Origin of the sequence: Mesorhizobium sp. Root157 (assembly GCF_001427385.1) — a bacterium.
GTDB lineage: Bacteria > Pseudomonadota > Alphaproteobacteria > Rhizobiales > Rhizobiaceae > Mesorhizobium.
In genome coordinates this window covers 65,671-90,256 of sequence record NZ_LMGJ01000001.1, presented here as the reverse complement: position 1 = coordinate 90,256, position 24,586 = coordinate 65,671, and the positions used below count along the sequence as shown (strand labels likewise).

Below are 24,586 nucleotides of genomic sequence, written 5' to 3'. Positions count from 1 at the left end.
ACGCGCCCCAAGGCTCGCCGGCACGCCAAATTCACTCTGGACCAGTGCCGAGGCCCCCAATAGCATGAACTTTCCAACTGGAAAGGTTCGCCTGAATGAAAAACTCCAATGACAATGCTGTGACAGCGGCGGCCGGGCCGCTGAAAATTTCGGTCGCAGGCAAGCAGCGCGAGTTCAATATCGACGATCCGGACCTTCCTGATTGGATCAAGGACAACAAGCTTACGGCCGGAGGCTATCCTTACGACAAGAAGATGAAGGGCGATGAATACGAATCGCAACTGGAAGCGCTGCAGATCGAACTGGTGAAGGCTCAAGCCTGGTTGCAGCGGACCGGCCAGCGCGTCCTTGCTCTGTTCGAGGGCCGCGATGCGGCAGGCAAGGGCGGAACGATCTTCGTGCTGCGCCAATACATGAACCCGAGGACGGCGCGCAACGTGGCGCTGACCAAGCCGACGGAGACCGAAACCGGCCAATGGTATTTCCAGCGTTATGTGACGCATTTCCCGACCAGGGGGGACTTCGTCACCTTCGATCGCTCCTGGTACAACCGTGCCGGAGTCGAGCCGGTGATGGGCTTCTGTTCACCCGAACAGCACGAACACTTCCTGGATGAAGCGCCGCGCTTCGAGAAGATGATCCGCAACGACGGCATCCATTTGTTCAAGTTCTGGCTCGACATCGGCCAGGAAACGCAACTGGAGCGGTTCCACGACCGGCGCCACAGTCCACTCAAGAACTGGAAGTTCTCGCCGATCGACATCGCCGGCCTGAACAAATGGGACGCCTACACCAAGGCGCGCAATCTCATGATCGAAAGAACCCATACCAGGGAAGCGCCATGGATCGTCGTGCGCGCCAACGACAAACGCCGCGCACGACTGTCAGCCATCCGCCGGGTGCTGTTGTCGCTGCCATATGACGGGCGCGATCGGGATGTCATCGGCAAAGAGGACAAGAAGATCATCGACGAAGGCGCATCGCTGCTGCTGGCGTAGGCGCGAACGGTGCCTGCGCGCTTCCGGCCGGGGCGGAGGGCATGGCTGCTAGGTCGTGGACTCATGAATGTAATCGAAATGGCACCTTGGAACGGCAGCTTGCAGCCGTTCCAGGTGTCCGCAGGATGTGGCCCATCTGCCCGGCGACTTTGTCGAAAGAGCTTGAAAATGAATGACATTTCCTGCGCTCTTTCTTCGCGTATCCGAACAGATGGCCTCACACCATTTCGACCAGATTTATGAGTTCACGACCTAATACTTTGATTGAGCATCGGTCCGATGATCAAGAGCCGGTTGCACCTGTTCGTGCGGTGTCTTTTCCCAGTGAAAGGGATGCCGCCACAACTGCAGCACGGCCCGCCAGCCTGCATAGGACATCATGGCCCAATAGATCGGCGTAAACGCGACGATCTTCCAGAAGCCGCGGCGCTGGCCTTTCGCCAGCGTCTGCCAGCCAAGCAGCAGGAATGAAAGATATCCGCATGTGATGTTGATGACATCGATGATGAGCAGGCCCGAGTGAATGGGAGCCGGCGAAGCCGACAGGAACAACTGGACTAGGCCGACGGCGAATGTAAGCAGCAGCAGGGGGTGAAGCAGCGCAGAAGCCAGCATGCCGGCGAAGAGCACCTGTGCGATCATGAAGGATCGTGGTCCGAGATCGGTGGCCAGTTTCACCGGGTCGCGCATGTGCACGAGCCATGTCTGCGCCCAACCCTTGAACCATCGCGTGCGTTGCGGCAGCCACACCGACAGCTTTTTCGGCGCTTGCTCATAGGTCGGCGCGGAAATGGTCGCGGCCCGATAACCGAAGCGGGCCAGGCGGGTGCCCAGGTCGGCATCCTCGGTGACATTGAACGGGTCCCAGCCTCCGACCGCCTCCAGCGCGGCGCGGCGGAAATGGTTGGAGGTGCCACCCAGCGGCAGCATCAGCCGGTGGCGCGACAGCCATGGTAAAAGTCCGCGAAAAAGTGCGCTGTATTCAAAGGCGAACATGCGGGCGATGAGGCATTCCGTCATGTTCGATATCTCGAGCGGTGCTTGCAGAACCGCCAGTTCCGGGCCACTTTCGCGAAACTTCTGCCATGCTTCCGCAAGCTGCATCGGATCGGGCCAATCCTCGGCATCGTAGAGCGCAACGAACTCGCCGCTTGTCATCGGCAAGGCATAGGCGAGGGCCTTCGGCTTGGTCCGCGGTCCGACCGACGGGACTTCCACGACCTTGATATGGGACGGAAGCGGGCGCGCATTGATGGCGGCAAGCGTCTCGGCGTCGTCTGCTTCGCAGACCAGCTTGATTTCCAGCCGGTCGCGCGGCCAGACGATCCAATCCAGCGCCGCAAGCAAGTCGGGGATGATGTCGGCCTCTTTATAGAGCGCGACCAGTACGGAATAGACGGGTACATCGCCCTTGGGCGTGTCGATGCGCTGCGCTCGCTTGCCTATCGTCACCGACGCCACGGCGGCAAATCTGAGTGCCACGCAGGCGAAAAAGAAAAATGTGGCGAAGCCGTGCAAAAGCGCGAGCAGGAGGCCTGGTGCCAGGACGAAGCCGACTGGCAGCACCGTCACGGCAATTCCCACCACCGTTCCTTGCCAGGCATTGGCGACGACGCGGGCCGACATATCGGGAAACCGATCGGAAAGTCCGCTGACCGCCATCCGGGCAAGAAGCGGGCGAGCCCGTTGCGTGATTGCTGCGTGCAAGTCGTCGGCATCGGCGATCTTGAGGTAATTGGTCAGTTCCAAATGGGATCGGATATAGGTTCGCATCCAGTTCAGGCGGACACGCCTGGAAGGGATCAGGAAAGAAACCGAACCATCCTTTTCCAACAGCTTTACCGGAAGGCGGCCCCCGCCATCGTGCAACAGCGTCACGAGTTGCTCGTCACTGACGACCAATTTTTCAGGGTCGATGTCGGTAATGGCTTTCAGGCCCAGATCAGCGGCTATTGCCCTGGTCAGGTCGGTTTGCCCGACAAGCCCCGACGCAAGCAGGCCGGAGACAAAATCGCTGCCCGCTTCTCGCGCATCGGCGGCTATTTCAAGGGCGGTCTCTCGCGGTATGGAAATTCTTGCGAGAACCGATTGCCATTCATCGACTTCAGGATAGGCAATTTGACGTGAGACGAATGCAGGATGTTCACTTGAATTCGCGGACTTCCCCTCGCGCGCGGCATGCTGCGCGTCCCTTCCGACGCCCGTAGAGGACGATTGCATAGTATCCCCCCAGCCCTCGCTGCCAAAGGACGGCCCCCCGGCCAATAGCAGAATGCACGTTGTCCTTCCTTCCGTGTTCAGGGGCGCGGATCGGCAAATGCCAATGGCTTTGCAGAAACGCGCCCCCTACATGGGTTTCATCATCAACATCCTCCTTGCAGTTACGGGAGGCTTCGACCGCCGGAGCCCGTATTGAACGCCATGCGCCCGGCCACGGCTGTGTGACATCGGTGCGAGTTTGTTTTTGGGGTTCAAGCTGCAGCGGCGTGTCAATGCCATCGCCCGCTCGGATGGCCATATCGCGATGGCTCGGCGCAAGAGTGCCGCCAGCGTCAGCTCAATTTGCTGCAACGCGTACAACAGGACAGGCGCACGCGGTGGCTGTCTCATCGCATCGACCCAGGCCCATTCCAATTCACGGGTTGGATCGTAGTGGTGCGATCTGGATCGTACCATCAGCCTATGGTCGAATTGATATATGTGGAAAGTACGGAAAGGCGCGCGAGCAGGCCTAGCTGCATTTCGCCCGAAAGCGAGAACCGGTTTCGGAATAACGACATGCATAAAAACAAACACTTAGAGCGCGCCAGCGAATCTGAAAGATCGCGACGCGCTCTTGGTCGGAGCAGGCGGGAACAGTCTTGGCCTTGGCCGCGCAATTCCCGTTCCTGCCTGCTGTGTTCAGCGAACCCGGCGACGCTCCGAAGCCGGCTGGAATGCAATGCGGGAATGATAGCCGCAATAAGGGCCGCTCTCGCCCGCGTCATTGCCGCAGAAGTGGAACTCTTCCGACAGGGGGTCGCCGTTCGGCCATTTGCAGGTCCGTTCCGTCAGTTCCACCAGTTTCAGGTGGCGCGAGATCGGCACCACCACGTTCTCGACCGGGCGCAGATATTGCCGTGCGACAGGCTCGGCGTCGAATTGCATTTGCAGCGCGGTCGCACCAATCGAGGTCGTGACATGACGCGTGGTGCTGGCCGCCCGCGAAACCGACTTGCTGACACTTGCGCCTTGAGAGGTCTTTTTCTGGCGTGCGGGCGCAGCGCTTGTGCGACCCCGGCCGGACAGTTTCAGCCGGTGCACCTTGCCGATGACGGCATTGCGGCTGACGCCGCCGAGTTGCGCCGCGATCTGGCTGGCGCTCAAGCCCTCCGACCACAGTTTTTTCAAGAGTTCTACTCGCTCGTCAGTCCAGTTCATGAGACTGCGCTCCTTTGAACCGTGCGATTCTGGAATCCCCTCTCGTTCTGGCAAAAGCCAGTCCGACACCACATATACTGGGGTGATTAGATCCGCCGCACGAAATCTAGTTATTTCCTGCTCACAAATACCCTACGTGTTGACTCGGTGACAAGAGTCCCAAGGGCAACACGAATCGGTTTTTTCGGTTTTCCCCAACTTGCCCATCTGCTGATGCATAGGGCTTACCCGGGGGAATGGCTTGTCGCGTATATCGCCACGTTTCCGTTGACACTGTGGCTGAAAAACATGATAAGCCGCTAAAGCCGCCGCGTGGGCGGCTTTTTGATTTTCCGGTTCCGGAGACGCATATAATGAGCGGTTCGGCGCTTTACGAGACCTTTGCTCGTGTCCCGTTGACATTCGATCGAGGCGAAGGTGTCTGGCTGATCACCGATAAGGGTGAGCGATATCTGGATTTCGCCGCCGGCATCGCCGTGAACTCGTTGGGGCACAGCCATCCTCATCTGGTGGCTGCGCTGACCGAGCAGGCTGCCAAACTGTGGCATGTCTCCAATCTTTATGAGATTCCCGATCAGAGCCGGCTTGCCGAGCGGCTGGCCGAGGCCAGTTTCGCCGACAAGGTGTTTTTCACCAATTCGGGCGCGGAGGCGTTGGAATGCGCCATCAAGACCGCCCGCCGCTATCATTATGCGAATGGTCATCCGGAGCGCTTTCGCACCATCACTTTCGAAGGTGCTTTTCACGGACGCACCCTGGCGACCATTGCCGCTGGCGGCCAACAGAAATATCTTGAGGGCTATGGCCCCAAGGTCGATGGTTTCGACCAGGTGCCGTTCGATGACATCGATGCCGCCGAAAAGGCGATTACGGCCGAAACCGCCGCCATCCTCGTTGAGCCGCTGCAGGGCGAGGGCGGTATCCGCTCGATGCCGGTACAGTCGCTGAAGCGTCTCAGGCAGTTGTGCGACAAGCATGGCCTTTTGTTGATTTTCGACGAAGTGCAATGCGGCATCGGCCGCACCGGCAAGCTGTTTGCACATGAATGGGCCGGCGTTGCCCCGGACCTGATGGCGATCGCCAAGGGTATCGGCGGCGGTTTCCCGATGGGCGCATGCCTCGCCACCGACGAAGCCGCCAAGGGCATGACGGCAGGTGTCCATGGCACGACTTTCGGCGGCAATCCGCTCGCCATGGCCGTCGGCAATGCGGTGCTCGACGTGGTGCTGGCCGAGGGCTTTCTGGAAGATGTGCAGCGCAAGGCGCTGTTGATGAAGCAGGGGCTGGCGGCGATCGCCGATGAATTTCCCGAGATCATCGAAGGCATCCGTGGGAGCGGCCTGATGCTGGGCCTTAAATGCGCGGCGCCCAATGCGAAGGTGAACACGGCCTTGCGCAACCACAAGCTGCTCGCCGTGCCGGCAGGCGACAACGTCATTCGCCTGCTGCCGCCGCTTACCGTAACCGATGCGGAGATCCAGGAAGGGTTCACCCGCATTCGCGCAGGCGCCAAGAGCCTTGCCGAGGCCCTTACGGCCGCAAAGTAGCTGGAAATCATTGATGAGCCTTCGCCATTTCACCGATCTTTCCGCTATTTCGGATCAGGATCTGCGCGGCATTCTGGACGATGCCGCCGCCCGCAAGGCGCGCCTGAAGGCCGGCGAGCGCACCAAGCCCCTCGAAGGCAAGGTGCTGGCGATGATCTTCGACAAGCCATCGACCAGGACGCGCGTATCGTTCGATGTCGGCATGCGCCAGCTTGGCGGCGAAACCATCATGCTGACCGGCACGGAAATGCAACTCGGCCGCTCGGAGACCATTGCCGACACGGCCAAGGTCCTGTCGCGCTACGTCGATGCGATCATGATCCGCACCACCTCGCACGACCGGCTGATCGAACTGACCGAGAACGCGACGATCCCGGTCATCAACGGCCTGACCGACGACACCCATCCGTGCCAGATCATGGCCGACATGCTGACCTATGAGGAGCATCGCGGTTCAGTTGCCGGCAAGACGTTCGCCTGGAGCGGCGACGGCAACAATGTGCTGCATTCGCTGATGGAGGCATCGGCCCGCTTCAGCTTCAATCTCAACGTGGCCGTGCCCCCCGGCAGCGAGCCGATGCAGAAGTTTGTCGATTGGTCGCGGGCCAATGGCGGCAAGGTGAACTTCACCAGGACCGCCGAGGAAGCCGTCGCTGCCGCCGATTGCATCGTCACCGACAGCTGGGTGTCGATGGGGCAGGAGCATCGGGCGCGTGGCGAGAATGTTTTCCTGCCTTACCAGGTCAACGCCGCCTTGATGGCAAAAGCCAAGCCGGACGCGCTGTTCATGCATTGCCTGCCGGCCCATCGCGGCGAGGAAGTGACCGACGAAGTTATCGACGGCCCGCATTCGGTGGTGTTCGACGAGGCCGAAAACAGGCTGCATGCGCAAAAAGCCGTGCTCGCCTGGTGCCTTGGCGATTGAGCAGCGGCGCTTGAACCCGGGAATGGTGATGCCTATCTCCGGCGCATCACCTGAAAAACTGACCACCCGAGGCGTGCCCTCTAGTCGAGGGGATGGCCTGCGGCCGGAGACGTGTCATGCTGGAAACCGTGCAAGTGACTGAATACAAACCGAAGCTCGGCGAATTTGGCCATGCGGGCGACGACCACGTCGTACCCTTTGAGGTCGATGTGCTCGACGTGCGCGGCCGCGCGGTTCAGCTTGGGCCGATGCTGGACACGATCCTTTCGCGTCATGCCTATCCCGAGCCCGTCGCCCGCCTTCTTGCCCAGGCCTGCGTGCTGACGGTCCTGATCGGCACGTCGCTGAAGTTCGAGGGCAAGTTCATCCTGCAAACCCGCACCGACGGTCCGGTCGACATGCTGATTGCCGATTTCACGACGCCGCACGCGCTGCGCGCCTATGCACGCTACGATGCCGATCGGCTCGAAACGCTGATGGCGGCAGGCGAGGTCAGCGACGAAACCCTGATGGGTTCCGGCGTTCTGGCGCTCACCATCGATCAGGGCGCCCATACGCAACGCTATCAGGGTATCGTCCAACTCGACGGCACCTCGCTTGAAGAAGCCGCGCGTATCTATTTTCGCCAGTCGGAGCAAATCCCGACCGAATTGCGGCTCTCGGTGGCGAAGCTGGTCGCGCCGGGCGGGCGCGAGCAGTGGCGCGCTGGCGGCCTGATGGCGCAGTTTTTGCCGGAAGCTCCGGAGCGCATGCGCGTGCCGGACCTTCCGGGGGGCGACGGCGATGCTGCTCAAATTGCCGGCGAACCGGTGGATAATGCCTGGCAGGAATTGCTTGTATTGCTTGCCACGGTGGAGCCGACCGAGTTGATCGACCCGACCGTGGGTGCGGAGCGCCTGTTGTTTAGGCTGTTCCACGAGCACGGCGTGCGGGTGTTCGGCAATGTCGAGGTGGCGGATCGGTGTTCCTGCTCGCAAGACAAGATCCGGGACATCCTGAGCGGCTTTACCGCCGAGGAGATCAGGGAAAGCACGGAAGAGGGCAGGATTCGCGTCGCATGCGAGTTTTGCTCGACGGCCTACGATTTCGACCCCGCTGAGTTCACGGCTCATAACTAGGGGCTGCCGGATGCGCTTTGGCGTATCCGGCCGTCAATTCACCGTACGCCTCCCGTCCGGCAGGTCCAGCGAGAAGGCGGGGATGGCGATGTCGAACGTCTCACCCTTGGCATTGCGCATGGTGTAGCTGCCGACCATGATGCCGGAAGGCGTCGATAGCGGGCATCCGGACGTGTACTGGTAGCTGTCGCCGGGGTTGAGTTCCGGTTGTTCGCCGACGACGCCGGATCCCCGCACCTCCTCGACCCGCCCTGTCCCGTCGGTGATATGCCAGTAGCGCGACAACAACTGGACCAACTCGTCCGACTGGTTGTTGATCGTTACCTGATAAGCCCAGACATATCGGTTCTCGGATGGGTCCGAATGGTCCTCGATGTAGAATGGCCGGACCCGCACTTCGATATCGCGTGTTACAGCGCTGTACATGTTTGTCTCCTCGACAGCCGAGAATCGGCCTGCCGCGGCTGGCGGTCAACCTTTTCCCGCATCATGCACGCGAGCTTGGCTTTGGTGTGTCTGGGCGACAAATTATGCCGCCTTGGCGCTGGCCAATGCCTGTTCGATGTCCAGGAGAAGATCGTCCACATGTTCGAGGCCGATCGAGAGGCGCAATGTTCCCGGGCCGATACCCATTTCGGCGCGCGCCTCGTCGGTGAGGTTCTTGTGCGTGGTCGTGGCCGGGTGGGTGATCAGGCTCTTGGCGTCACCCAGATTGTTCGAGATCAGGATGATGTCGAGGGCGTTCTGGAACGCGAATGCGGCCTTCTTGCCGCCCTTCACGTCGAGGCAGATCAGCGTCGAGCCGCCTGACATCTGCTTCTTGATGATGTCGGCTTGCGGATGATCTGCCCGGCCGGGGTAAATGACGCGCGCAATTTCCGGCCGCTCGGCCAGGACATCCGCGATGCGGGTTGCCGACTGCATCTGCTGCGCGACACGGATCGGCAGCGTCTCCAGTCCCTTCAGCAGCGTCCAGGCGTTGAAGGGCGACAGGCTGGGGCCGGTGTGACGGAAGTAATTGTGCAGGTTCTCGTCGATCCAGGCCTTGTCGGAAAGGACGATGCCGCCCAGGCAGCGGCCCTGGCCGTCGATATGCTTGGTCGCGGAATAGACCACCACATGGGCGCCAAGTTCGAGCGGGCGCTGCTGCAACGGTGTGGCAAAGACATTGTCGACCACCACGCGCGCGCCGATGGCGTTGGCCAGCGCGGAAACCGCGGCAATGTCGATCACTTCAAGCGTGGGATTGGTCGGGCTCTCGAGGAAGAACAGCTTGGTGTTGGGGCGAAGCGCCCGCTCCCAGTTCTTGACGTCGGTGCCGTCGACCAGCGTCGATTGGATGCCGTAGCTTGGCGCAAGCGTCTCGATGATCCAGCGGCAGGAGCCGAACAGGGCGCGCGCGGCAACGATATGATCGCCGGCTTTCAGGCTGCACAGGATCGCCGCCGCGACGGCGGCCATGCCGGATGCCGTGGCGCGCGCGTCTTCGGCGCCTTCCAGCGCGCACATGCGCTTTTCGAACATGTCGACGGTCGGATTTGCGTAGCGGGAATAGATGAAGCCCGGATCCTCGCCCTTGAAACGGGCTTCCGCCGCTTCGGCGGTTTGGTAGACGTAGCCTTGGGTGAGGAACAGCGCTTCCGACATCTCGCCGAATTGAGATCGGAGCGTTCCTCCATGCACAAGTGTGGTCTGGGGCTTCCAGTTGCGGGTCTTGTTCGACTTCATCGTGCTCTTCCAACAACAAAAAACCGGCCGCGAAAGTCGCAACCGGTCCACAAGGCCTCGCGGGCCGACGGTCCTTTAGCGACTTGTTTTACGTGGCTGCAAGCCGACCGGCCAAATCACCACGGGATAAAGCCCCTTTAGACCTCGCTGCCGCTTGCGTCAATTACCCGCGTGATTAAGAGGTCTTGGGTAGCGTTCGGAGCAGACTTTGCGTCAGACAGGCATACTCCCCGATCAGGACATAGCAGCGTTGTTCGAGAGCGGCGCGCTGAAGACGCCGCGCGCCCTCGATAGCGACCAGATCCAGCCGGCCAGCCTTGATCTCAGGCTCGGCGACAAGGCATGGCGGGTGCGGGCGAGTTTCCTGCCAGGTCCGAACCATAGCGTCGCCGACAAGCTCGACCGCCTCAAGCTGCACGAAATCGACCTGAGCGCCGGCGCGGTACTGGAAACAGGCTGCGTCTACATCGTCCCGCTTCTGGAAACGCTTGGCCTGCCGCCGGACATTTCCGCCTCGGCCAACCCGAAAAGTTCGACTGGCCGGCTCGACATCTTCACCCGCGTCATGACCGACCATGGCGCCGAGTTCGACAAGATCTCCGCCGGCTACCATGGCCCGCTTTATCTGGAGGTCAGTCCGCGCACCTTTCCGATCGTCGCGCGAACCGGCTCGCGGCTGTCGCAGATCCGCTTCCGCATCGGCAACGCCGTTTTGTCGGAAAGCCAGTTGCATGAACTGCACAGCAACGAGACGCTGGTCGCGACGGAGCCGCCCAATATCTCAGGTGGCGGCATCGCGCTTTCCATCGACCTTGCCGGCGATGCGAACGGGCTGGTCGGCTATCGCGGCAAGCATCACACCGGCCTCGTCGATGTCGACAAGCGGGCCGCCCACCACGTGTTCGACTTCTGGGAGCCGCTTTATAACCGCGGCGCCGGCGAACTGGTGCTGGACCCGGACGAGTTCTACATCCTCGTCAGCCAGGAGGCGGTGCATGTGCCGCCGCTCTATGCGGCGGAAATGACCCCATTCGATCCGCTGGTGGGCGAATTTCGCGTGCACTATGCCGGCTTCTTCGATCCGGGCTTCGGCCATTCGGCCGCAGGCGGCAAGGGAAGCCGTGCGGTTCTCGAAGTGCGCAGCCATGAGGTGCCCTTCATTCTCGACCATGGCCAGACCGTCGGCCGGCTGGTCTACGAGCACATGTTGAAACGACCGCGAGCGCTCTACGGTCTCGACCTGGGCTCCAACTATCAGGCCCAGGGCCTCAAGCTGTCCAAGCATTTTCGCTCCGCACTTTGAGCGCCACCGAACGTCGCGTTACCGCTTGTTTCAAGGCCTGCGCCGTGCTTGGCTGACGCCGGCCGTCGACGGCCGGGTTCTTCAAGAGGGTACACAGAATGCGAGTTTCCAAGTGGATCGCGGGCACCGCGACAGCCGCGCTATTGGCCATGGCCGCATCTTCGGCATGGGCCGAGGACGCCGCCAAGATCAAGATCGGCACGGAAGGCGCTTATCCGCCGTTCAACAGCATCACCGCCGACGGCAAGCTCGTCGGCTTCGATATCGACATCGCCAATGCGCTTTGCGCGCAGATGAAGGCCGAGTGCGAGTTCGTCACGCAGGACTGGGACGGTATCATTCCGGCCCTCCAGGCCGGCAAGTTCGACGCCATCGTTGCTTCCATGTCGATCACCGAGGAACGCAAGAAGCAGGTCGCCTTTACCAACAAATACTACACCACGCCGCTGGCGCTCGCCGCCTTGAAGGATAGCGAGTTGACGCAAACCGATCCCGCTACGATGGCTGGCAAGACGGTGGGTGCGCAGGCTTCCACCACCCAAGCCATCTACGCCGAGGACTTCTATGCCAAGGCGGGAGCCGATGTGAAGCTGTATCCGACGCAGGAAGAGGCCGTTCAGGACCTCGTCAACGGCCGGCTGGACGCGGTGATTTCAGACAAGTTCGTGCTGGCCGATTGGCTGAAGAACGCGGCCGACGGTGCTTGCTGCAAGATGATCGGCGACGTTTCCGGCACCGAGACGGAAACGGGCATCGCGGTCAGGTTGGACGACAATGCGTTGCGCGAAAAGCTAAACGCCGCAATCGATGCGATCGTTGCCAACGGCACCTACAAGACGATCCAGGCCAAGTATTTCGACTTCGACATCTATTGAGGTGGCCGGCAGTTCGGGGTCTTGCGGCGTTTCCCAAAGGCCCCGGCACCGCCTTGCTATGCCGGGCGGGCGGGAAACGCCAGCGTCGAAGGGCCGGTGGAGCGGGTAGCGGGAATCGAACCCGCGCGTTCAGCTTGGGAAGCTGACAAGCTACCATTACATCATACCCGCGCGCCGTCCTCGTTAGCATGCGGCCAGCGCTTTCGGCAATCGCAAAGCCGAGCCGCTTGAAGCTTTGTCGCCGGTCACGTATCTCAGGGTTCGAACGGAATCGAAGGAGACTGCCTTGTCCGCTTTGGCCCGCTTTCTAGGCGACTCGCCGCTAAAGGTTATTGTCAAGCTCGTGGTCGTCTCGTTCCTGGTCGGCCTCGTCATGAATGCCTTTGGCTGGTCGCCTTACGACGTTCTGCGCGGCATCCAGAATTTCTTCCTCGACATCTGGAACATGGGCTTCCGCGCCGTCGACCGTTTCCTGGGCTACATCCTGTTGGGGGCTGCAATCGTCGTCCCCGCCTTCATTCTGCTTCGCATCGCCAATTTTCGGAAATGACAGCCCCGGTTCCGGCATCCGAATGAGCCAGAACCGGCAATCCGTTTGACGGACGATTGCGTCGCCGGCTGCGCTCGGGCCATACCTGCGTAGGCACACTGGCGTCGAAACCGACGGAACCCAATTTGGATCACGCGACAGCGACAACGCCCAGACCCTTTGCGGTAACCAATCGTTCGGTGCTGGCCATCGCCGTGCCGATGACGCTGGCCTATCTGACCACGCCGCTCCTGGGGCTGACCGATACGGCGGTCGTCGGGCAGTTTGGCGATGCCGCGCTGCTTGGGGGACTGGCAGCGGGCGCGCTTGTCTTCGACGTCGTGTTCACGACGTTCAACTTCCTGCGTTCTGGAACAACCGGCCTGGTTTCCCAGGCCTTCGGACGGGGGGATGCGCTGGAGGAGCAGGCAGTGTTCTGGCGCGCCGTCCTGATCGCCGTTGTGGCCGGCGTGCCGCTGGCGGCATTCGCTCCGCTCCTTTCGATGGGAGGACAATGGTTCATGGGCGCGGAGCAGGGCGTCAATGAAGCCATGGACACCTATATTCGCATCCGCCTGCTTGCCGCGCCGTTCTCGCTCGTCAACTATGCCGTCCTCGGCTATGTGCTCGGTCGGGGAGAGGGGGGCCTTGGCCTGATGCTTCAGGTGGTGCTCAACGGCATCAACATCTGCCTGTGCATCGTGCTCGGACTGGAACTCGGCTGGGGTGTTGCAGGCGTCGCCTGGGCCACCGTTTGCGGTGAGCTTGCCGCCATGCTCGTCGGGCTGGCCATTGTTCTCAACCGTTTTCGAAGGTCGCCGCCCCTGGCGAGGGCGCGCATATTCGACATGGCCGCCCTGAGCCGCATGATGTCGCTCAACCGCGATATCATGATCCGGTCGTTCTCGCTGCTTGCAGCTTTCGCCCTCTTCACCCGGCAGGGTGCGCAATTCGGCACCGTCACGCTTGCTGCGAATGCGGTGCTGATGAACTTCTTCCTGGTTGCCGGTTACTTCCTTGACGGTTTCGCCAGCGCTGCCGAACAACTTGCCGGGCGCGCGGTCGGCGCGCGTGCCGAAACCTCGTTTCGTCGAGCCGTGCGCTTGACGCTTTATTGGGGTTTCGGCCTTTCAGGCTTGGCCTCCCTTGTGCTGCTGGTGTTCGGTGCCGACCTCGTCGCTTTGATCACGACTTCGTTCGACGTTCGGGCAGTCGCCGACGTCTACCTGCCATGGGCAGCCCTCACGGCACTGAGCGGAGTGCTGGCCTTCCAGATGGACGGCGTTTTCATCGGTGCGACCTGGTCGCGCGACATGCGCAACATGATGCTGCTTTCGTTTGTGGTCTTCGTCGCCGCGATGCTGGCACTGGCGCAGCCATACGGAAACCACGGCCTTTGGGCGGCGCTGCATATGTTTCTTCTGGTGCGCGGCTTCAGCTTGCTGGCGATGTTGCCAAGGCGGCTTCGAACCACGTTCTGAAGCTTGCCCTTCGAGGAAGGGTCAAAGCGGCTTTGCTGCCCACTTGTCGAGTGACGTGTCGCGCAATGCGCTGACGTGCCGGAGGCCCTGTCGTTCGACCATATCGATCATTCGTGAAACGATGTGTCCCGGCAGAGCCGGGCCTGCATAGATCATGCCGGTGTAGAGCTGGACGAGATCGGCGCCGGCGCGGATCTTTTCCAGCGCCGTTTCAGCCGAGTTCACGCCGCCGACGCCGATGATCGCCGGCTTGGGGCCGAGCAATTTGCGCATCCTGGCCAAAACGACGGTCGAACGCTCGAACAGCACCTTGCCGGACAGGCCGCCCGCTTCGGCTGCCAGCCTTGCAGACTTGAGATGAGGCCGCGCAATCGTCGTGTTGGAGACGATGACGCCATCGATCGCGTGGGCCGATACCTCGGCGGCGATGTCCTCCAGTTCGGCTTCGACAAGATCGGGCGCGATCTTGAGGAAGATCGGCGGTTGTGCGCCAGCCTTGGCGCGTGCGGCGACCACGCGCGACAGCAGTTCTGCGAGTTGCTCGCGGGCCTGCATGTTGCGCAGGCCCGGAGTGTTGGGCGAAGAGATGTTGATGGTGAGATAGGACGCCAGTTCTGCAAAGAGCAGCACGCCGCGCTCATAGTCAGCTATGCGATCGGCGCTGTCCTTGTTGGCGCCGATATTGACGCCGACGATGCCGGACCGGCCTTTGCGGGCGGCAAGACGGCTCTCGGCTGCGTCGTGGCCTTCATTGTTGAAGCCCAGCCGGTTGATGACCGCTTCGTCTTCGACGAGGCGGAAGATGCGCGGTTTCGGGTTGCCGGGTTGCGGCAGCGGCGTGACGGTGCCGACCTCGGCAAAACCAAAGCCCAGCCCAAGCAGTGCATCGGGTATTTCGGCGTTCTTGTCGTATCCCGCCGCCATGCCGAGCGGGTTGGGAAAGCTCAAGCCGCACAGATCGACCCGTAGCCGCTGATCCGTGCGCGGTCTGGCCGCGACAGGCAAGCCGCAGCGCAGGGCCGCGATCGAGAGGCCGTGCGCCGTTTCGGGGTCGAGGCTGAACAGCAGCCGGCGGCCTATCAGGTCCAGTGCGCTCATTCCTGCTCCAATTGGGGAAAGGCATGCGCGCCGTCGGCGCCGAGCGGCAGCGGGCGGACCCACGCCACGGCCTCGAGCGGGAGCGGGCCATAAAGATGGGGAAACAGCGCGCCGCCGCGCGAAGGTTCGTAGCGCAGGGCCGCTCCCAGCCGGCTGCCGTCGATTGCCGCGATCAGCAGGTCGTCCTTTCCGGCGAAATGCTTGGCGGCGGTTTCCCGGACCTGGCCGGCCGTCGAGAAATGGATGAAGCCGTCTGCGACATCGACTGGCGCGCCAGTGAAGCTGCCGGCCGCTTCGGCCTCGCGCCAGAGCGCCTTCGGCACTATCTTGTAAATGAGCTGAGACATAGCCGGGCTATAACTGGAAGCCGGCGCGCAGGGAAGACCGGGATCACGGCCATCCCCATTTCCGGCGCAAACGCCCGCTACGGTCAACCTCGCCGAAAATGCGCCGATGGAGGACACCATGCGTATGGCTTGTATCGTTGTTGCCCCACTGCTGGCATCGCTCGCAGCCGCGTCGGCTCATGCCCAGGACGCCAGCCGCTATCAGTTGGAAAAGACCGCCAACGGCTATGTGCGCATGGATACGCGGACCGGCGCGATGTCGACCTGCCAGGAGCAGTCGGGCCAACTCGTCTGCCGGATGGCCGCCGACGAGCACGTTGCCGCCCTGGACGAAATCGATCGGCTTGACGGGGCGATCGAGGACCTCAACAAGCGTGTTGCCGAGCTGGAGAACTCGCTGGCCGCGAAGCTGGAATCCAACTTGCCCACCGAGGAGGAGTTCAACAAGACGATGAGCTACATGGAGCGCTTCGTGCGGGGGTTTCTCGGCATCGTGAAGGACATGGAAAAGGACAGCGGGGGCGATACCGGCAAGCCCGCACCCCAAAAAACGCAAGCGGATTTGCAGTGACCCTGCGACGACGCGGGCCGGGAGGCGCCCCGCCGTCCGCCCCACACCATAGTTGGTTTGACTATTACTGTTGGGAAAGTCATATAACCTGTCTTTGCGCTTGAAAACGCTGGGTTACACCGCATAATCGCGACGCTTGGCCCTGCAAAGAAGCATAAACACAGGGGTCGGGGAGGACCATTGCCGGTGGGTTACACTTTCGTCATCGCCGACGACCACCCCTTGTTTCGCGGTGCGTTGAAAGAAGCAATTGCCGGTATCGGCAGTGCTCCCGCCATTCATGAGGCCGGCGATTTCGAAAGCACCAAGGCGCTGGTTGTCGCAAATGAGGACATCGACCTCGTTCTGCTCGATCTGTCCATGCCGGGGGCCAGCGGTCTTTCCGGGCTGATATCGCTGCGCGGCATTCATCCCTCCGTTCCGATGGTCGTCGTGTCGGCGCATGACGATCCGGTGACGATCCGCCGCGCGCTCGACCTCGGCGCATCCGGCTTCATTTCCAAGTCGGCGAGCATGGACGAGATCCGCGACGCCGTGCAGACCGTGCTTGCCGGCGGTATCGCTGCACCCATTGGGCTCGACCTCGGCGTCGAGCGCGATCCGGAGGTTTCGGAACTCATCAAGCGGCTGCAAACGCTGACACCGCAGCAGACGCGTGTGCTCGGCATGCTGGGCGAGGGCTTGTTGAACAAGCAGATCGCCTATGAGCTCAGCGTCTCGGAAGCGACGGTGAAGGCGCATGTGTCGGCAATCCTGCAGAAGCTTGGCGTGGACAGCCGCACCCAGGCGGTCATCCAGCTTTCCAAGATAGGCACGGACCCGCTGTCGGCGGCATAAAGCAAGCCAATCCCTGCCTGCCCCTTTCGAGCCTCGGAATAGGCCGAAGACCGGATTTCCCTGATTTAGTCCGCAATTGCCATCAGCTTCACGCGCGCCATCATGGTTCGAAGGGCCGCTGGCTTGAGCGGCTTGTTGATGACGGAAACGTCGAGTGCTTCGGCGGCGGAGCGCACTTCGCTCGATCGGTCTGCCGTGACGAGCATGGCCGGGATTTCAGCGCCATAGGTCTTGCGCAGCTTGTCGATGACATCGAGGCCGTTGTCCTCGTCCAGATGATAGTCGGCCAGGATGACATCGGGAAAAGGCGCGTCCGCTTGTCCGGCCTGGAAGGCCTGCCAGCCGGAGAAGGCAGAGACATTGCACCCCCAGCCTTCAAGCAGGAGGCGCATGCCTTCGAGAATGCGGATGTCGTTGTCGATGCAAAGCACGTTGAGGCCGGCAAGGGAGGCCACGGAGCGGATCGGCGGCGCGTCGGGAACCACCGGCGCCGGTTCCACGTCGGCAACGACAGGCAGGATCACCGAGAAACGGGTGCCTTTGCCCTCGTTGGAGAAGATGCGGATTTCAAGTTGCAGGACGCGTGCGATGCGGTCGACGATCGACAATCCAAGGCCCAGTCCTTCCGCTTCGCGTACGCCCTCGTCCAGACGGGTGAATTCGCGAAATACGGTGTTGAGCTTGTTGCCCGCTATGCCGATGCCCGTATCGATGACCTGAATTTCCAACAGTTCGCCACGCCGCCGGACCCCGACCAGCACGCGACCCTGCCGTGTATATTTGATCGCGTTCGAAACGAGGTTTTGGATCAGGCGCCTGAACAGGTTGCGGCCTGTCCTGACGCTGAGCGAAGAAGGCACGATGGTCAGTTCGAGGTTCTTGGCGGATGCCATCGGCTGGAAATCGGTGGCGATCTGTTGCAGCAAACTGTCCAGCCTGAACGTCGTTTCATCGGGTTTCATGGCGCCGGCGTCGAGCCGCGATATGTCGAGGACGGCACCCAGGATATTTTCCACCGATTCCAGCGACGACTCGATATTGACGGCAGCGTCTCCCGCCGGTCCCCTGCCGGCCTTCTCGATCAGTGAAGAACAATAAAGGCGCGCTGCGTTCAGCGGCTGCAGGATGTCGTGGCCGACAGCTGCCAGGAAGCGGGTCTTGCTGAGGTTGGCCTCTTCGGCGATCTTTTGGGCCTGCGCCAGTTCATCGTTGACGAGCATGAGTTCGGCGGTTCGATTGACGACACGCTGCTCCAGCGTTTCATTGGCGCGCTTGAGGGCGATGTCGGCCTGCACGCGCCGGGTTATGTCGGCATAGGTTGCCACGATGCCGCCGTCGGGCATGGGGTTGGAACGCAACTCGATGGTCCGGCCGCTGATCCTGAGTTCCAGCTGCCACGGTTCGCCGAAATTGGTCAGCCGGTCCAGCGTGCTTGCTTCCTCGGACTCCAGGATGTCGCCGCGATAGGCGAGAAAAGCGAGGATCTGGCCAAGCGATACGCCGACTTGCCCCATGTCGTCAGGCAGTTCGAAGAGCAGCCGGTACTGCCGGTTCCAGCAGGTCAGGCGCAGGTCCTTGTCAAAAACGGTGATGCCTTGCTCCATCTGGTCCAGCGCGATCTGCAACAGGTCGCGGTTCTGCTGCAGGGCGTCGGAGGCATCGTCGAGCAGGCGGAACGCATCCTTGGCCGACCGGTCGTGGCGCTGCACCAGCAGTGACAGGATCAGTCTGGCCGACGACGAACCGACTGCGCTTGCCAGCAATTGCTCGCCGAAGCGGATGGTCTCGATGCTGGCCGGCGCATGGCCGGGGATGGCCCGCCCTTCGTGCTGCTCGAACGATTGGAACGAGCGCTCCGTCCGCTCGACGCCGAGGTAGCGCGAGATGGTATCCTTCATTTCGTCGACGGTGACGCTGGTGCGGAACCGCCTCAGGCTGGGCATGGGATTGGCTTCGCGCGGCACGAAGATCGCCGCCTGGATGCGTTCGCGCGGCTTCGATGCCCGCGACAGCGACCCAAGCACGTAAAAGGCGATGTTCACGGCGAGGCTCCACAGCACGCCGTGATTGAGCGGTTCGCCGCTGGTGCCGAACAGGGCTTGCGGCTTCAGCGCTGTAAGGCCGAACGGGCCATTGACGAGGAAAGCTGTCTCGGGAGGCAGCACGGACGGGATGAACAGCGTATAGGCCCACACGAGGATTCCCGCCAGCATGCCGAGTGCCGCGCCGCGCGCATTGGCGCCGCGCCAGATCAAGCCGCCGACGAAGGCCGGGGCAAACTGGGCAATGGCGGCGAACGAGATGAGGCCGAACGCCACCAGCCGGACGTTGTCGGCCATCTCCAGATAGTAGAGGAAGCCGGCGAACAGGATGCAGAAAATGGCGGTGCGGCGGATCACCAGAATGACCTTCGACCAGTCCTCGCGTTCGCCTCGCGTCGGCTTCAGCAGCCGGCGCAGGAACAGCGGAATGACCAGATCGTTGGAGATCATGATGGAGAGCGCAACACTCTCCACGATCACCATCGCCGTGGCGGCGGAAAGCCCGCCGATGAAGGCGATCATGGCCATGACGTCGCGGCCGTTGAACAGCGGCACGGCCAGCACGTAGAGGTCGGCGCTTGCCTGGCTCCCGACGACGGTCAGCCCGGCGAAGGCGATGCCGACGACGAACAGGTTGATCAGCACCAGATAGAGCGGGAACAGCCAGCTTGCGGTGCGCAGTTCCTTTTCGCTGCGGTTCTCCACGATGGTCATGTAGAATTGTCGCGGCAGCATCACCACCGCGCAGGCTGCGAGCATCGTCAGCACAATCCAGGTCGCCGGCGATGTCTGGTAGGCCATCGACGCCTGCACCATGTCATTGGCCCGCATTGCCTCGAGCAGGTTGGCAGGGCGATGGAACAGGAACAGGCTGACGGCAATGCCGACGGCCATGAATGCCGCGAGCTTGATGACCGATTCCACCGCCATGGCGAGCACCAGGCCGTCCTGATGCTCGGTGGCGTCGGCGTGCCGCGTGCCGAACAGAACCGCGAACACGGCAAGCAGGAACGCCACCAGGAAGGCGACGTCCCGGTAGACGAAGTCGTCCGATATGACGTCGGGAGAATAGAAGGACACCATCAGGCCGATAGAGCCGGCGATGGAGCGCAATTGCAGCGCGATATAGGGGATGATGCCGATGGAGGCGATGATGGTGGCGATCGATGCCACCGCGAAACTCTTGCCGTAGCGCGCCGCCAGGAAGTCGGCGATGGAGGTGATTTTTTCCGCCTTGCCCAGCCTGATGATGCGCTTGAGGAACGGATAGCCGAAAACGAAGATGAGGATCGGGCCGATATAGATGGTGAGGAATTCCAGTCCGCGCTCCGAGGCGAGGCCGACGGAGCCGAAGAACGTCCACGAGGTGCAGTAGACGGCCAGGCTGAGCGAATAGATGAACGGGCGTGACGCGATGGGACCGCGCCGCGCTGCATGCCGATCCCCGATGCTGGCGACCGCAAACAGCATCGTCACGTAAAGGATGGCGGCTATGACGATAAACCAGCCCAGCACGGCGTCAGCTTTCGAAACTCCCTATGCATACGAAGCAATCACAGCCTGAAGGGAGTGTCCACCAAGACCTTGGGCGTGGGGCACGGGAAGATGTCATGAGACCTGACCAACGACCTGGAGGACGCGGGTATAAATTTGTCGTTTTGCAACCCTTGGTTTCTGCTATTGTCAGCGACGTGGAAACCGATTGGCAGCAACAAAACGAGTGGAAGTTGCCATGACATGGAGGGACGAATGCTGAAGGAATTTCAGGAGTTTATCTCCCGCGGCAATGTGATGGATCTGGCGGTCGGCGTCATCATTGGCGCGGCTTTCGGCAAGATTGTCGATTCGCTCGTCAACGACATCATCATGCCGATTGTTGGCGCCATCTTCGGGGGCCTCGACTTCAACAACTACTTTATTGGACTGTCGTCCACGGTGACGGCAACTTCCCTTGACGCAGCCAAGGAGCAGGGTGCGGTCTTCGCCTATGGCAGCTTCATCACGGTCCTTCTCAACTTCGTCATTCTGGCCTGGATCATCTTCCTCATGGTCAAGGCGGTGAACAACATCCGCAAGCGCGTCGAGGCAGAGAAGCCGGCTCCTGCGGCAGCGCCGCCCCCGGCAGACGTCGCCTTGCTGACAGAGATTCGCGACCTGCTCGCCCGCAAGTAGCCGCGGCCTCAAGGCTCCTGGACCAAAACCCCGGCCGGTTGCGGCCGGGGTTTTCTGTTTTCCCCTGACCTGAAACGCGATAGCACCGTTGCGCAATCGAACGGAGCCCGAATGACCCTCATTCAAAACGTGCGTGACGAAGCGCGCGCCGCCCCCGAAAGCGGCATCGTCGCGGTCATGAACCATGGACGCGAGCGTGCCGGGCTGATCCCGTTGTGGGCAGGCGAGGGTGATCTGCCGACGCCGCCTTTTATCACCGAAGCAGCCAGCCGTGCGCTCGCGGCAGGTGAAACCTTCTACACGTGGCAGAAAGGCATTCCGGACCTGCGTCAGGCGCTTGCGCGCTACTACCGGCGCCATTTCGACCGCGAGTTTGCCAGTGAGGACTTCATCGTCACCGGGTCGGGCATGCACGCCATCCAGCTTGCCATCGATGCGGTGGCAGGAAAGGGCGACGAGGTGATCTACCTCACGCCCGCCTGGCCGAATTTCGCCGCCGCGGCCGAGATCGGTGGTGCGAAGGCGGTGCCGGTGCGGCTTCAGCAGTCGGACAATGGCTGGTTCTGCGATGTCGACCGGGTCGCTGCGGCTGTCACTCACAATACAAGCGCGATCTTCATCAACACGCCATCCAATCCGACCGGATGGACCGCCGACCGCGAGACGCTGCAAGCCATCCTCGACCTTGCCCGCGCGAAGGGGCTGTGGATCATCGCCGATGAGATTTATTCCCTGTTCTACTATGACGGGCGGCGCGCGCCCTCGTTCCTCGATATTGCGGCGGACGACGACCGCATCCTGTTCGTCAACAGCTTCTCCAAGAATTGGGCGATGACCGGCTGGCGGGTCGGCTGGGTCAAGGCACACCCGTCCCTGCAGCAAGTGTTCGAGAACCTTATCCAGTATTCGACTTCGGGGGTGGCGCAGTTCATGCAGCGCGGCGCCGTGGCCGCGCTAGATGATGGCGACGCCTTCATTGCCGAGCAGGTCGAACGGGCCCGCCAGGCGCGCAACCTGGTCTGCGGCATCCTCGCCGAAACGGGCCTCGCACGCTTCACGGCGCCGCAGGGCGCCTTTTACCTGTTCTTCACCATCGACGGCATCGAACAGTCGCGAACCGCAGCTTTCGATATTGTGGATCAGGCCAATGTCGGCCTGGCGCCCGGCACCGCGTTCGGTCCGGGATGGGACCGGCATTTTCGCCTGTGCTTCCATCGTCGCCTCGATCAGGTCGAGGAAGCCGCGCATCGGCTGGCCAACTGGATCAGGACCGCCCGCTAGCGATGGCGATTTTCCACCGACCGGGGTGAGCGCATCCGGTTCGCTGCCTGAGCGTGGGCGCAACCTCTCCGCTTCGTCATCCCGGAATTCGCTTTCGAGCGGAGCGGGAAGGCAATGTCCGGGGTCCATGCCGTGACGGTGCGGCAGGATGCCTACTAAGCAGATGTGGATCGATCCATCCATTTCTTGTCCACACCGTATCTCCAACCCCTTGATCCCATTCACTTTCCGCAAAAACCTCTCACCACCCTTATCCACACCCTCTCCACCTCTTCCATAATCCGTGCCATCGCTTCTGCGGTGTGCGGCTGGGTGATGAGCCCCCAAGTCCGGGCCTCGACTGGGCCAGCGGGCCGCATTGAAGCGGCAGCGCCCCCCGGTGAGGCAAGACCACCGGAGGGGCGGCCGCAAGGTCGCACTACTTACTAAACGAGCGTCCGAACGGCCGCCCGTCTTCCCGACCTCTCAATCGAGGTCAGTTCTTTGACAATGGCCAGGGCCAAAAAGGCAGCGTGGCAATGAATAAGTGCGCCATCCCACCTTCGTCATCCTAGGGCGGAGCAGGCCGAAGGCCGTCGCGCAGACCCTGGGATCCATGCCGTGACGGAGCGGCAGCGCAATACGGTGCAGAACATTCCTCGTTCTGTTCGGCCGTACAACTCCCAAGCGTTACGGCATGGATCCTCGGGTCGCGCCTTTCGCTGCGCTCAGGCTTGCCCGAGGATGACGAAAGGAAAAAAGCGGGGCAACAACATCCAGACGGCAAATGCCGGGCAACGCGAGCCGCACACCTCTCCTCACCCACAAGAAGAGAGGCGAAGCGGGCTAAACTAGCCGCCTGACTTCGGCACCAGCAAGGGAACGATGCGCTCGCTCTCTGCAACGGCGGGACGACCGGCAGTGCTGTAGGGAATGCCAAGCGCGTTCCAAGTCTCCACCAGAGCCGATTGCAGTTCCATGATCAGTTGGTCCGAATGGAACGGCGTCGGCGTGATGCGCAGCCGCTCGGTGCCGCGCGGCACGGTCGGATAGTTGATCGGCTGGATATAGATGCCATGGACGCCGAGCAGCCGGTCGGTCGCCATCTTGCAAAGTTCCGGATCACCGACCAGGATCGGAACGATATGGGTCACCGACGGCATCACCGGCAAGCCGGCGGCGGACAGGATATGCTTGGTGTGGGCGGCCTGGCGCTGCTGCGCGTCACGCTCGACCTGCGAGGCCTTGAGATGGCGGATCGAGGTTGTGGCCGCTGCGGCGATTGCCGGTGGCAGCGCCGTGGTGAAGATGAAGCCCGGCGCATAGGAGCGCACGGCGTCGATGACGGCCGTGGTGCCGGTGATATAGCCGCCGAGGGTTCCGAATGCCTTGGCAAGCGTACCTTCGATGACGTCGATGCGGTCGGCCAGGCCCTCCCGCTCGGTGATGCCGCCGCCCCGAGGGCCGTACATGCCCACGGCATGGACCTCGTCGATATAGGTCATGGCGTTGTATTTTTCAGCGAGGTCGGCGATCTCCTTGATCGGCGCGATGTCGCCGTCCATCGAATAGACGCTCTCGAAGACGATGAATTTGGCCCGTTCGCGGCCTGCGGCCTGCAAGAGGCTTTCCAGATGCGCCATGTCGTTGTGGCGGAAGATCTTCTTCTCCGCACCGGAGCGGCGCACGCCCTCGATCATCGAGGCGTGGTTGAGTTCGTCCGACAGGATGAGGCAGTTGGGCAGCAACCGGGCGATGGTTGAAATCGACGCCTCGTTGGAAACGAAGCCCGAGGTGAAGACCAATCCTGCTTCCTTGCCGTGCAGGTCCGCGAGTTCGTTCTCAAGCTCGACCAGCGGATTGCTGGTGCCGGAGATGTTGCGGGTGCCGCCCGCGCCAGAGCCCATGCGTCCGCCGGCTTCCTGGAAAGCCTTCACCACATCGGGATGCTGGCCCATGCCCAGATAATCGTTCGAGCACCAGACGGTGATTTCCTGGGTGCGGCCCCCGGCGCGCCACAGTGCGCGCGGGAATTTGCCTACCATGCGTTCGAGATCGGCAAAGACGCGATAGCGGCGCTCGGCATGAAGCTGGTCGATCGCGTCTTCGAAGAACCGTTGATAGTTCATTTCGGCATCCCAGTTTTCACCCCGGATAATAATCGCGGCTCCCATTGACGTCCACCGAAGCCGATCGGTCAAAATGCCACGCCCGCGGTATCGGCCTATTTCGACTGTTGGATCGTCGCCGATCGAAAACGTTCCCGTCCCGAGGCACTTTTTCACCATGGCTTTTTAACGGATTATAGCCATCGTGGCCTGCGGATATTGGCCGA

At 61.8% G+C, this 24,586-nt stretch carries 20 protein-coding genes, 1 tRNA gene and 1 riboswitch; of the genes, 12 read left to right on the top strand and 9 right to left on the bottom strand.

Annotation, left to right across the window (positions count from 1 at the left end):
• The first annotated feature begins 95 nt into the window (after positions 1-95).
• Positions 96-998, top strand: coding sequence for a polyphosphate kinase 2 (gene ppk2, locus ASD64_RS00410; RefSeq protein WP_056098992.1), 903 nt, complete (start codon positions 96-98; stop codon positions 996-998).
• 252 nt (positions 999-1,250) lie between these two features.
• On the opposite strand, the gene ASD64_RS00405 is transcribed toward ppk2, so the two are convergent.
• Both ASD64_RS00405 and ASD64_RS00400 read right to left on the bottom strand, forming a co-directional pair.
• The gene (locus ASD64_RS00405) at positions 1,251-3,218 is read right to left on the bottom strand and encodes a glycosyltransferase (protein ID WP_082549798.1); all 1,968 of its coding nucleotides are present in this window, start codon (positions 3,216-3,218) and stop codon (positions 1,251-1,253) included.
• A 681-nt stretch (positions 3,219-3,899) separates the two neighbouring features.
• Positions 3,900-4,418 (bottom strand): GcrA family cell cycle regulator, encoded by a 519-nt coding sequence (locus ASD64_RS00400; RefSeq protein WP_056098990.1) that lies wholly within the window; start codon positions 4,416-4,418, stop codon positions 3,900-3,902.
• A gap of 353 nt (positions 4,419-4,771) precedes the next feature.
• On the opposite strand from ASD64_RS00400, the gene ASD64_RS00395 reads away from it, so the two are divergent.
• The 3 genes from ASD64_RS00395 to ASD64_RS00385 all read left to right on the top strand — a co-directional run bounded on the left by ASD64_RS00395 (position 4,772) and on the right by ASD64_RS00385 (position 8,008).
• A complete protein-coding gene (locus ASD64_RS00395; protein WP_056098987.1) occupies positions 4,772-5,965 on the top strand; it encodes an aspartate aminotransferase family protein in 1,194 nt (397 codons plus the stop codon).
• A 13-nt stretch (positions 5,966-5,978) separates the two neighbouring features.
• Positions 5,979-6,890: an ornithine carbamoyltransferase gene (argF, locus tag ASD64_RS00390; protein WP_056098984.1), complete on the top strand. Its 912-nt coding sequence runs from the start codon at positions 5,979-5,981 to the stop codon at positions 6,888-6,890.
• A gap of 116 nt (positions 6,891-7,006) precedes the next feature.
• Entirely contained in the window at positions 7,007-8,008 is a 1,002-nt protein-coding gene (locus ASD64_RS00385; RefSeq protein WP_056098979.1) for an Hsp33 family molecular chaperone, read from the top strand.
• A 33-nt stretch (positions 8,009-8,041) separates the two neighbouring features.
• Here ASD64_RS00385 and apaG read toward each other — a convergent pair whose 3' ends face one another.
• Both apaG and ASD64_RS00375 read right to left on the bottom strand, forming a co-directional pair.
• Positions 8,042-8,434 carry a Co2+/Mg2+ efflux protein ApaG gene (apaG, locus tag ASD64_RS00380; RefSeq protein ID WP_056098977.1) on the bottom strand — a complete coding sequence of 131 codons (393 nt, stop codon included), beginning with the start codon at positions 8,432-8,434 and terminating at the stop codon, positions 8,042-8,044.
• A gap of 102 nt (positions 8,435-8,536) precedes the next feature.
• A complete protein-coding gene (locus ASD64_RS00375; protein ID WP_056098974.1) occupies positions 8,537-9,736 on the bottom strand; it encodes an O-succinylhomoserine sulfhydrylase in 1,200 nt (399 codons plus the stop codon).
• Positions 9,737-9,791: 55 nt separating this feature from the next.
• A riboswitch (SAM riboswitch) is annotated at positions 9,792-9,869 on the bottom strand.
• A gap of 75 nt (positions 9,870-9,944) precedes the next feature.
• On the opposite strand from ASD64_RS00375, the gene ASD64_RS00370 reads away from it, so the two are divergent.
• Entirely contained in the window at positions 9,945-11,039 is a 1,095-nt protein-coding gene (locus tag ASD64_RS00370; RefSeq protein ID WP_056098971.1) for a 2'-deoxycytidine 5'-triphosphate deaminase, read from the top strand.
• Positions 11,040-11,137: 98 nt separating this feature from the next.
• Positions 11,138-11,914, top strand: a complete 777-nt coding sequence (locus tag ASD64_RS00365; protein ID WP_056098967.1) for an ABC transporter substrate-binding protein — start codon at positions 11,138-11,140, stop codon at positions 11,912-11,914.
• A gap of 97 nt (positions 11,915-12,011) precedes the next feature.
• On the opposite strand, the gene ASD64_RS00360 is transcribed toward ASD64_RS00365, so the two are convergent.
• Positions 12,012-12,085: transfer RNA gene (locus ASD64_RS00360), tRNA-Gly, on the bottom strand.
• A gap of 115 nt (positions 12,086-12,200) precedes the next feature.
• On the opposite strand from ASD64_RS00360, the gene ASD64_RS00355 reads away from it, so the two are divergent.
• The gene (locus ASD64_RS00355; protein WP_056100122.1) at positions 12,201-12,464 is read left to right on the top strand and encodes a DUF6460 domain-containing protein; all 264 of its coding nucleotides are present in this window, start codon (positions 12,201-12,203) and stop codon (positions 12,462-12,464) included.
• Between the two features lie 125 nt (positions 12,465-12,589).
• Positions 12,590-13,924, top strand: a complete 1,335-nt coding sequence (locus ASD64_RS00350) for an MATE family efflux transporter (protein ID WP_056100117.1) — start codon at positions 12,590-12,592, stop codon at positions 13,922-13,924.
• Between the two features lie 21 nt (positions 13,925-13,945).
• Here ASD64_RS00350 and ASD64_RS00345 read toward each other — a convergent pair whose 3' ends face one another.
• Both ASD64_RS00345 and ASD64_RS00340 read right to left on the bottom strand, forming a co-directional pair.
• Positions 13,946-15,022: a quinone-dependent dihydroorotate dehydrogenase gene (locus ASD64_RS00345; RefSeq protein WP_056098965.1), complete on the bottom strand. Its 1,077-nt coding sequence runs from the start codon at positions 15,020-15,022 to the stop codon at positions 13,946-13,948.
• A complete protein-coding gene (locus tag ASD64_RS00340; RefSeq protein ID WP_056098962.1) occupies positions 15,019-15,369 on the bottom strand; it encodes a DUF952 domain-containing protein in 351 nt (116 codons plus the stop codon). Before ASD64_RS00340 ends, ASD64_RS00345 begins: the two co-directional genes overlap by 4 nt.
• A 118-nt stretch (positions 15,370-15,487) precedes the next feature.
• On the opposite strand from ASD64_RS00340, the gene ASD64_RS00335 reads away from it, so the two are divergent.
• Together ASD64_RS00335 and ASD64_RS00330 are read left to right on the top strand one after the other, a co-directional pair.
• Positions 15,488-15,940 (top strand): hypothetical protein, encoded by a 453-nt coding sequence (locus ASD64_RS00335; protein ID WP_056100113.1) that lies wholly within the window; start codon positions 15,488-15,490, stop codon positions 15,938-15,940.
• A gap of 180 nt (positions 15,941-16,120) precedes the next feature.
• Positions 16,121-16,777, top strand: a complete 657-nt coding sequence (locus ASD64_RS00330) for a response regulator transcription factor (protein WP_056098959.1) — start codon at positions 16,121-16,123, stop codon at positions 16,775-16,777.
• 65 nt (positions 16,778-16,842) lie between these two features.
• Here ASD64_RS00330 and ASD64_RS00325 read toward each other — a convergent pair whose 3' ends face one another.
• Positions 16,843-20,334 carry a PAS domain-containing hybrid sensor histidine kinase/response regulator gene (locus ASD64_RS00325; RefSeq protein ID WP_056098957.1) on the bottom strand — a complete coding sequence of 1,164 codons (3,492 nt, stop codon included), beginning with the start codon at positions 20,332-20,334 and terminating at the stop codon, positions 16,843-16,845.
• Positions 20,335-20,568: 234 nt separating this feature from the next.
• Between ASD64_RS00325 and mscL the strand changes: the two genes are divergently transcribed.
• Together mscL and ASD64_RS00310 are read left to right on the top strand one after the other, a co-directional pair.
• Positions 20,569-20,991 carry a large conductance mechanosensitive channel protein MscL gene (gene mscL, locus ASD64_RS00315; protein ID WP_056098952.1) on the top strand — a complete coding sequence of 141 codons (423 nt, stop codon included), beginning with the start codon at positions 20,569-20,571 and terminating at the stop codon, positions 20,989-20,991.
• A 111-nt stretch (positions 20,992-21,102) separates the two neighbouring features.
• The gene (locus ASD64_RS00310; protein WP_056098949.1) at positions 21,103-22,272 is read left to right on the top strand and encodes a pyridoxal phosphate-dependent aminotransferase; all 1,170 of its coding nucleotides are present in this window, start codon (positions 21,103-21,105) and stop codon (positions 22,270-22,272) included.
• Positions 22,273-23,102: 830 nt separating this feature from the next.
• Here ASD64_RS00310 and hemA read toward each other — a convergent pair.
• Positions 23,103-24,380, bottom strand: a complete 1,278-nt coding sequence (gene hemA, locus ASD64_RS00305) for a 5-aminolevulinate synthase (RefSeq protein WP_056100110.1) — start codon at positions 24,378-24,380, stop codon at positions 23,103-23,105.
• Positions 24,381-24,586 lie beyond the last annotated feature (206 nt).

Excerpts from the sequence above, each read along its gene's own strand:
- ASD64_RS00400 (WP_056098990.1), bottom strand. The coding sequence starts at position 4,418 with ATGAACTGGACTGACGAGCGAGTAGAACTCTTGAAAAAACTGTGGTCG.
- ppk2 (WP_056098992.1), top strand. The coding sequence starts at position 96 with ATGAAAAACTCCAATGACAATGCTGTGACAGCGGCGGCCGGGCCGCTG.
- ASD64_RS00375 (WP_056098974.1), bottom strand. The coding sequence starts at position 9,736 with ATGAAGTCGAACAAGACCCGCAACTGGAAGCCCCAGACCACACTTGTG.
- ASD64_RS00405 (WP_082549798.1), bottom strand. The coding sequence starts at position 3,218 with ATGCAATCGTCCTCTACGGGCGTCGGAAGGGACGCGCAGCATGCCGCG.
- ASD64_RS00345 (WP_056098965.1), bottom strand. The coding sequence starts at position 15,022 with ATGAGCGCACTGGACCTGATAGGCCGCCGGCTGCTGTTCAGCCTCGAC.
- ASD64_RS00385 (WP_056098979.1), top strand. The coding sequence starts at position 7,007 with ATGCTGGAAACCGTGCAAGTGACTGAATACAAACCGAAGCTCGGCGAA.
- ASD64_RS00310 (WP_056098949.1), top strand. The coding sequence starts at position 21,103 with ATGACCCTCATTCAAAACGTGCGTGACGAAGCGCGCGCCGCCCCCGAA.
- ASD64_RS00335 (WP_056100113.1), top strand. The coding sequence starts at position 15,488 with ATGCGTATGGCTTGTATCGTTGTTGCCCCACTGCTGGCATCGCTCGCA.
- hemA (WP_056100110.1), bottom strand. The coding sequence starts at position 24,380 with ATGAACTATCAACGGTTCTTCGAAGACGCGATCGACCAGCTTCATGCC.
- mscL (WP_056098952.1), top strand. The coding sequence starts at position 20,569 with ATGCTGAAGGAATTTCAGGAGTTTATCTCCCGCGGCAATGTGATGGAT.
- ASD64_RS00365 (WP_056098967.1), top strand. The coding sequence starts at position 11,138 with ATGCGAGTTTCCAAGTGGATCGCGGGCACCGCGACAGCCGCGCTATTG.
- ASD64_RS00340 (WP_056098962.1), bottom strand. The coding sequence starts at position 15,369 with ATGTCTCAGCTCATTTACAAGATAGTGCCGAAGGCGCTCTGGCGCGAG.
- apaG (WP_056098977.1), bottom strand. The coding sequence starts at position 8,434 with ATGTACAGCGCTGTAACACGCGATATCGAAGTGCGGGTCCGGCCATTC.
- argF (WP_056098984.1), top strand. The coding sequence starts at position 5,979 with ATGAGCCTTCGCCATTTCACCGATCTTTCCGCTATTTCGGATCAGGAT.
- ASD64_RS00395 (WP_056098987.1), top strand. The coding sequence starts at position 4,772 with ATGAGCGGTTCGGCGCTTTACGAGACCTTTGCTCGTGTCCCGTTGACA.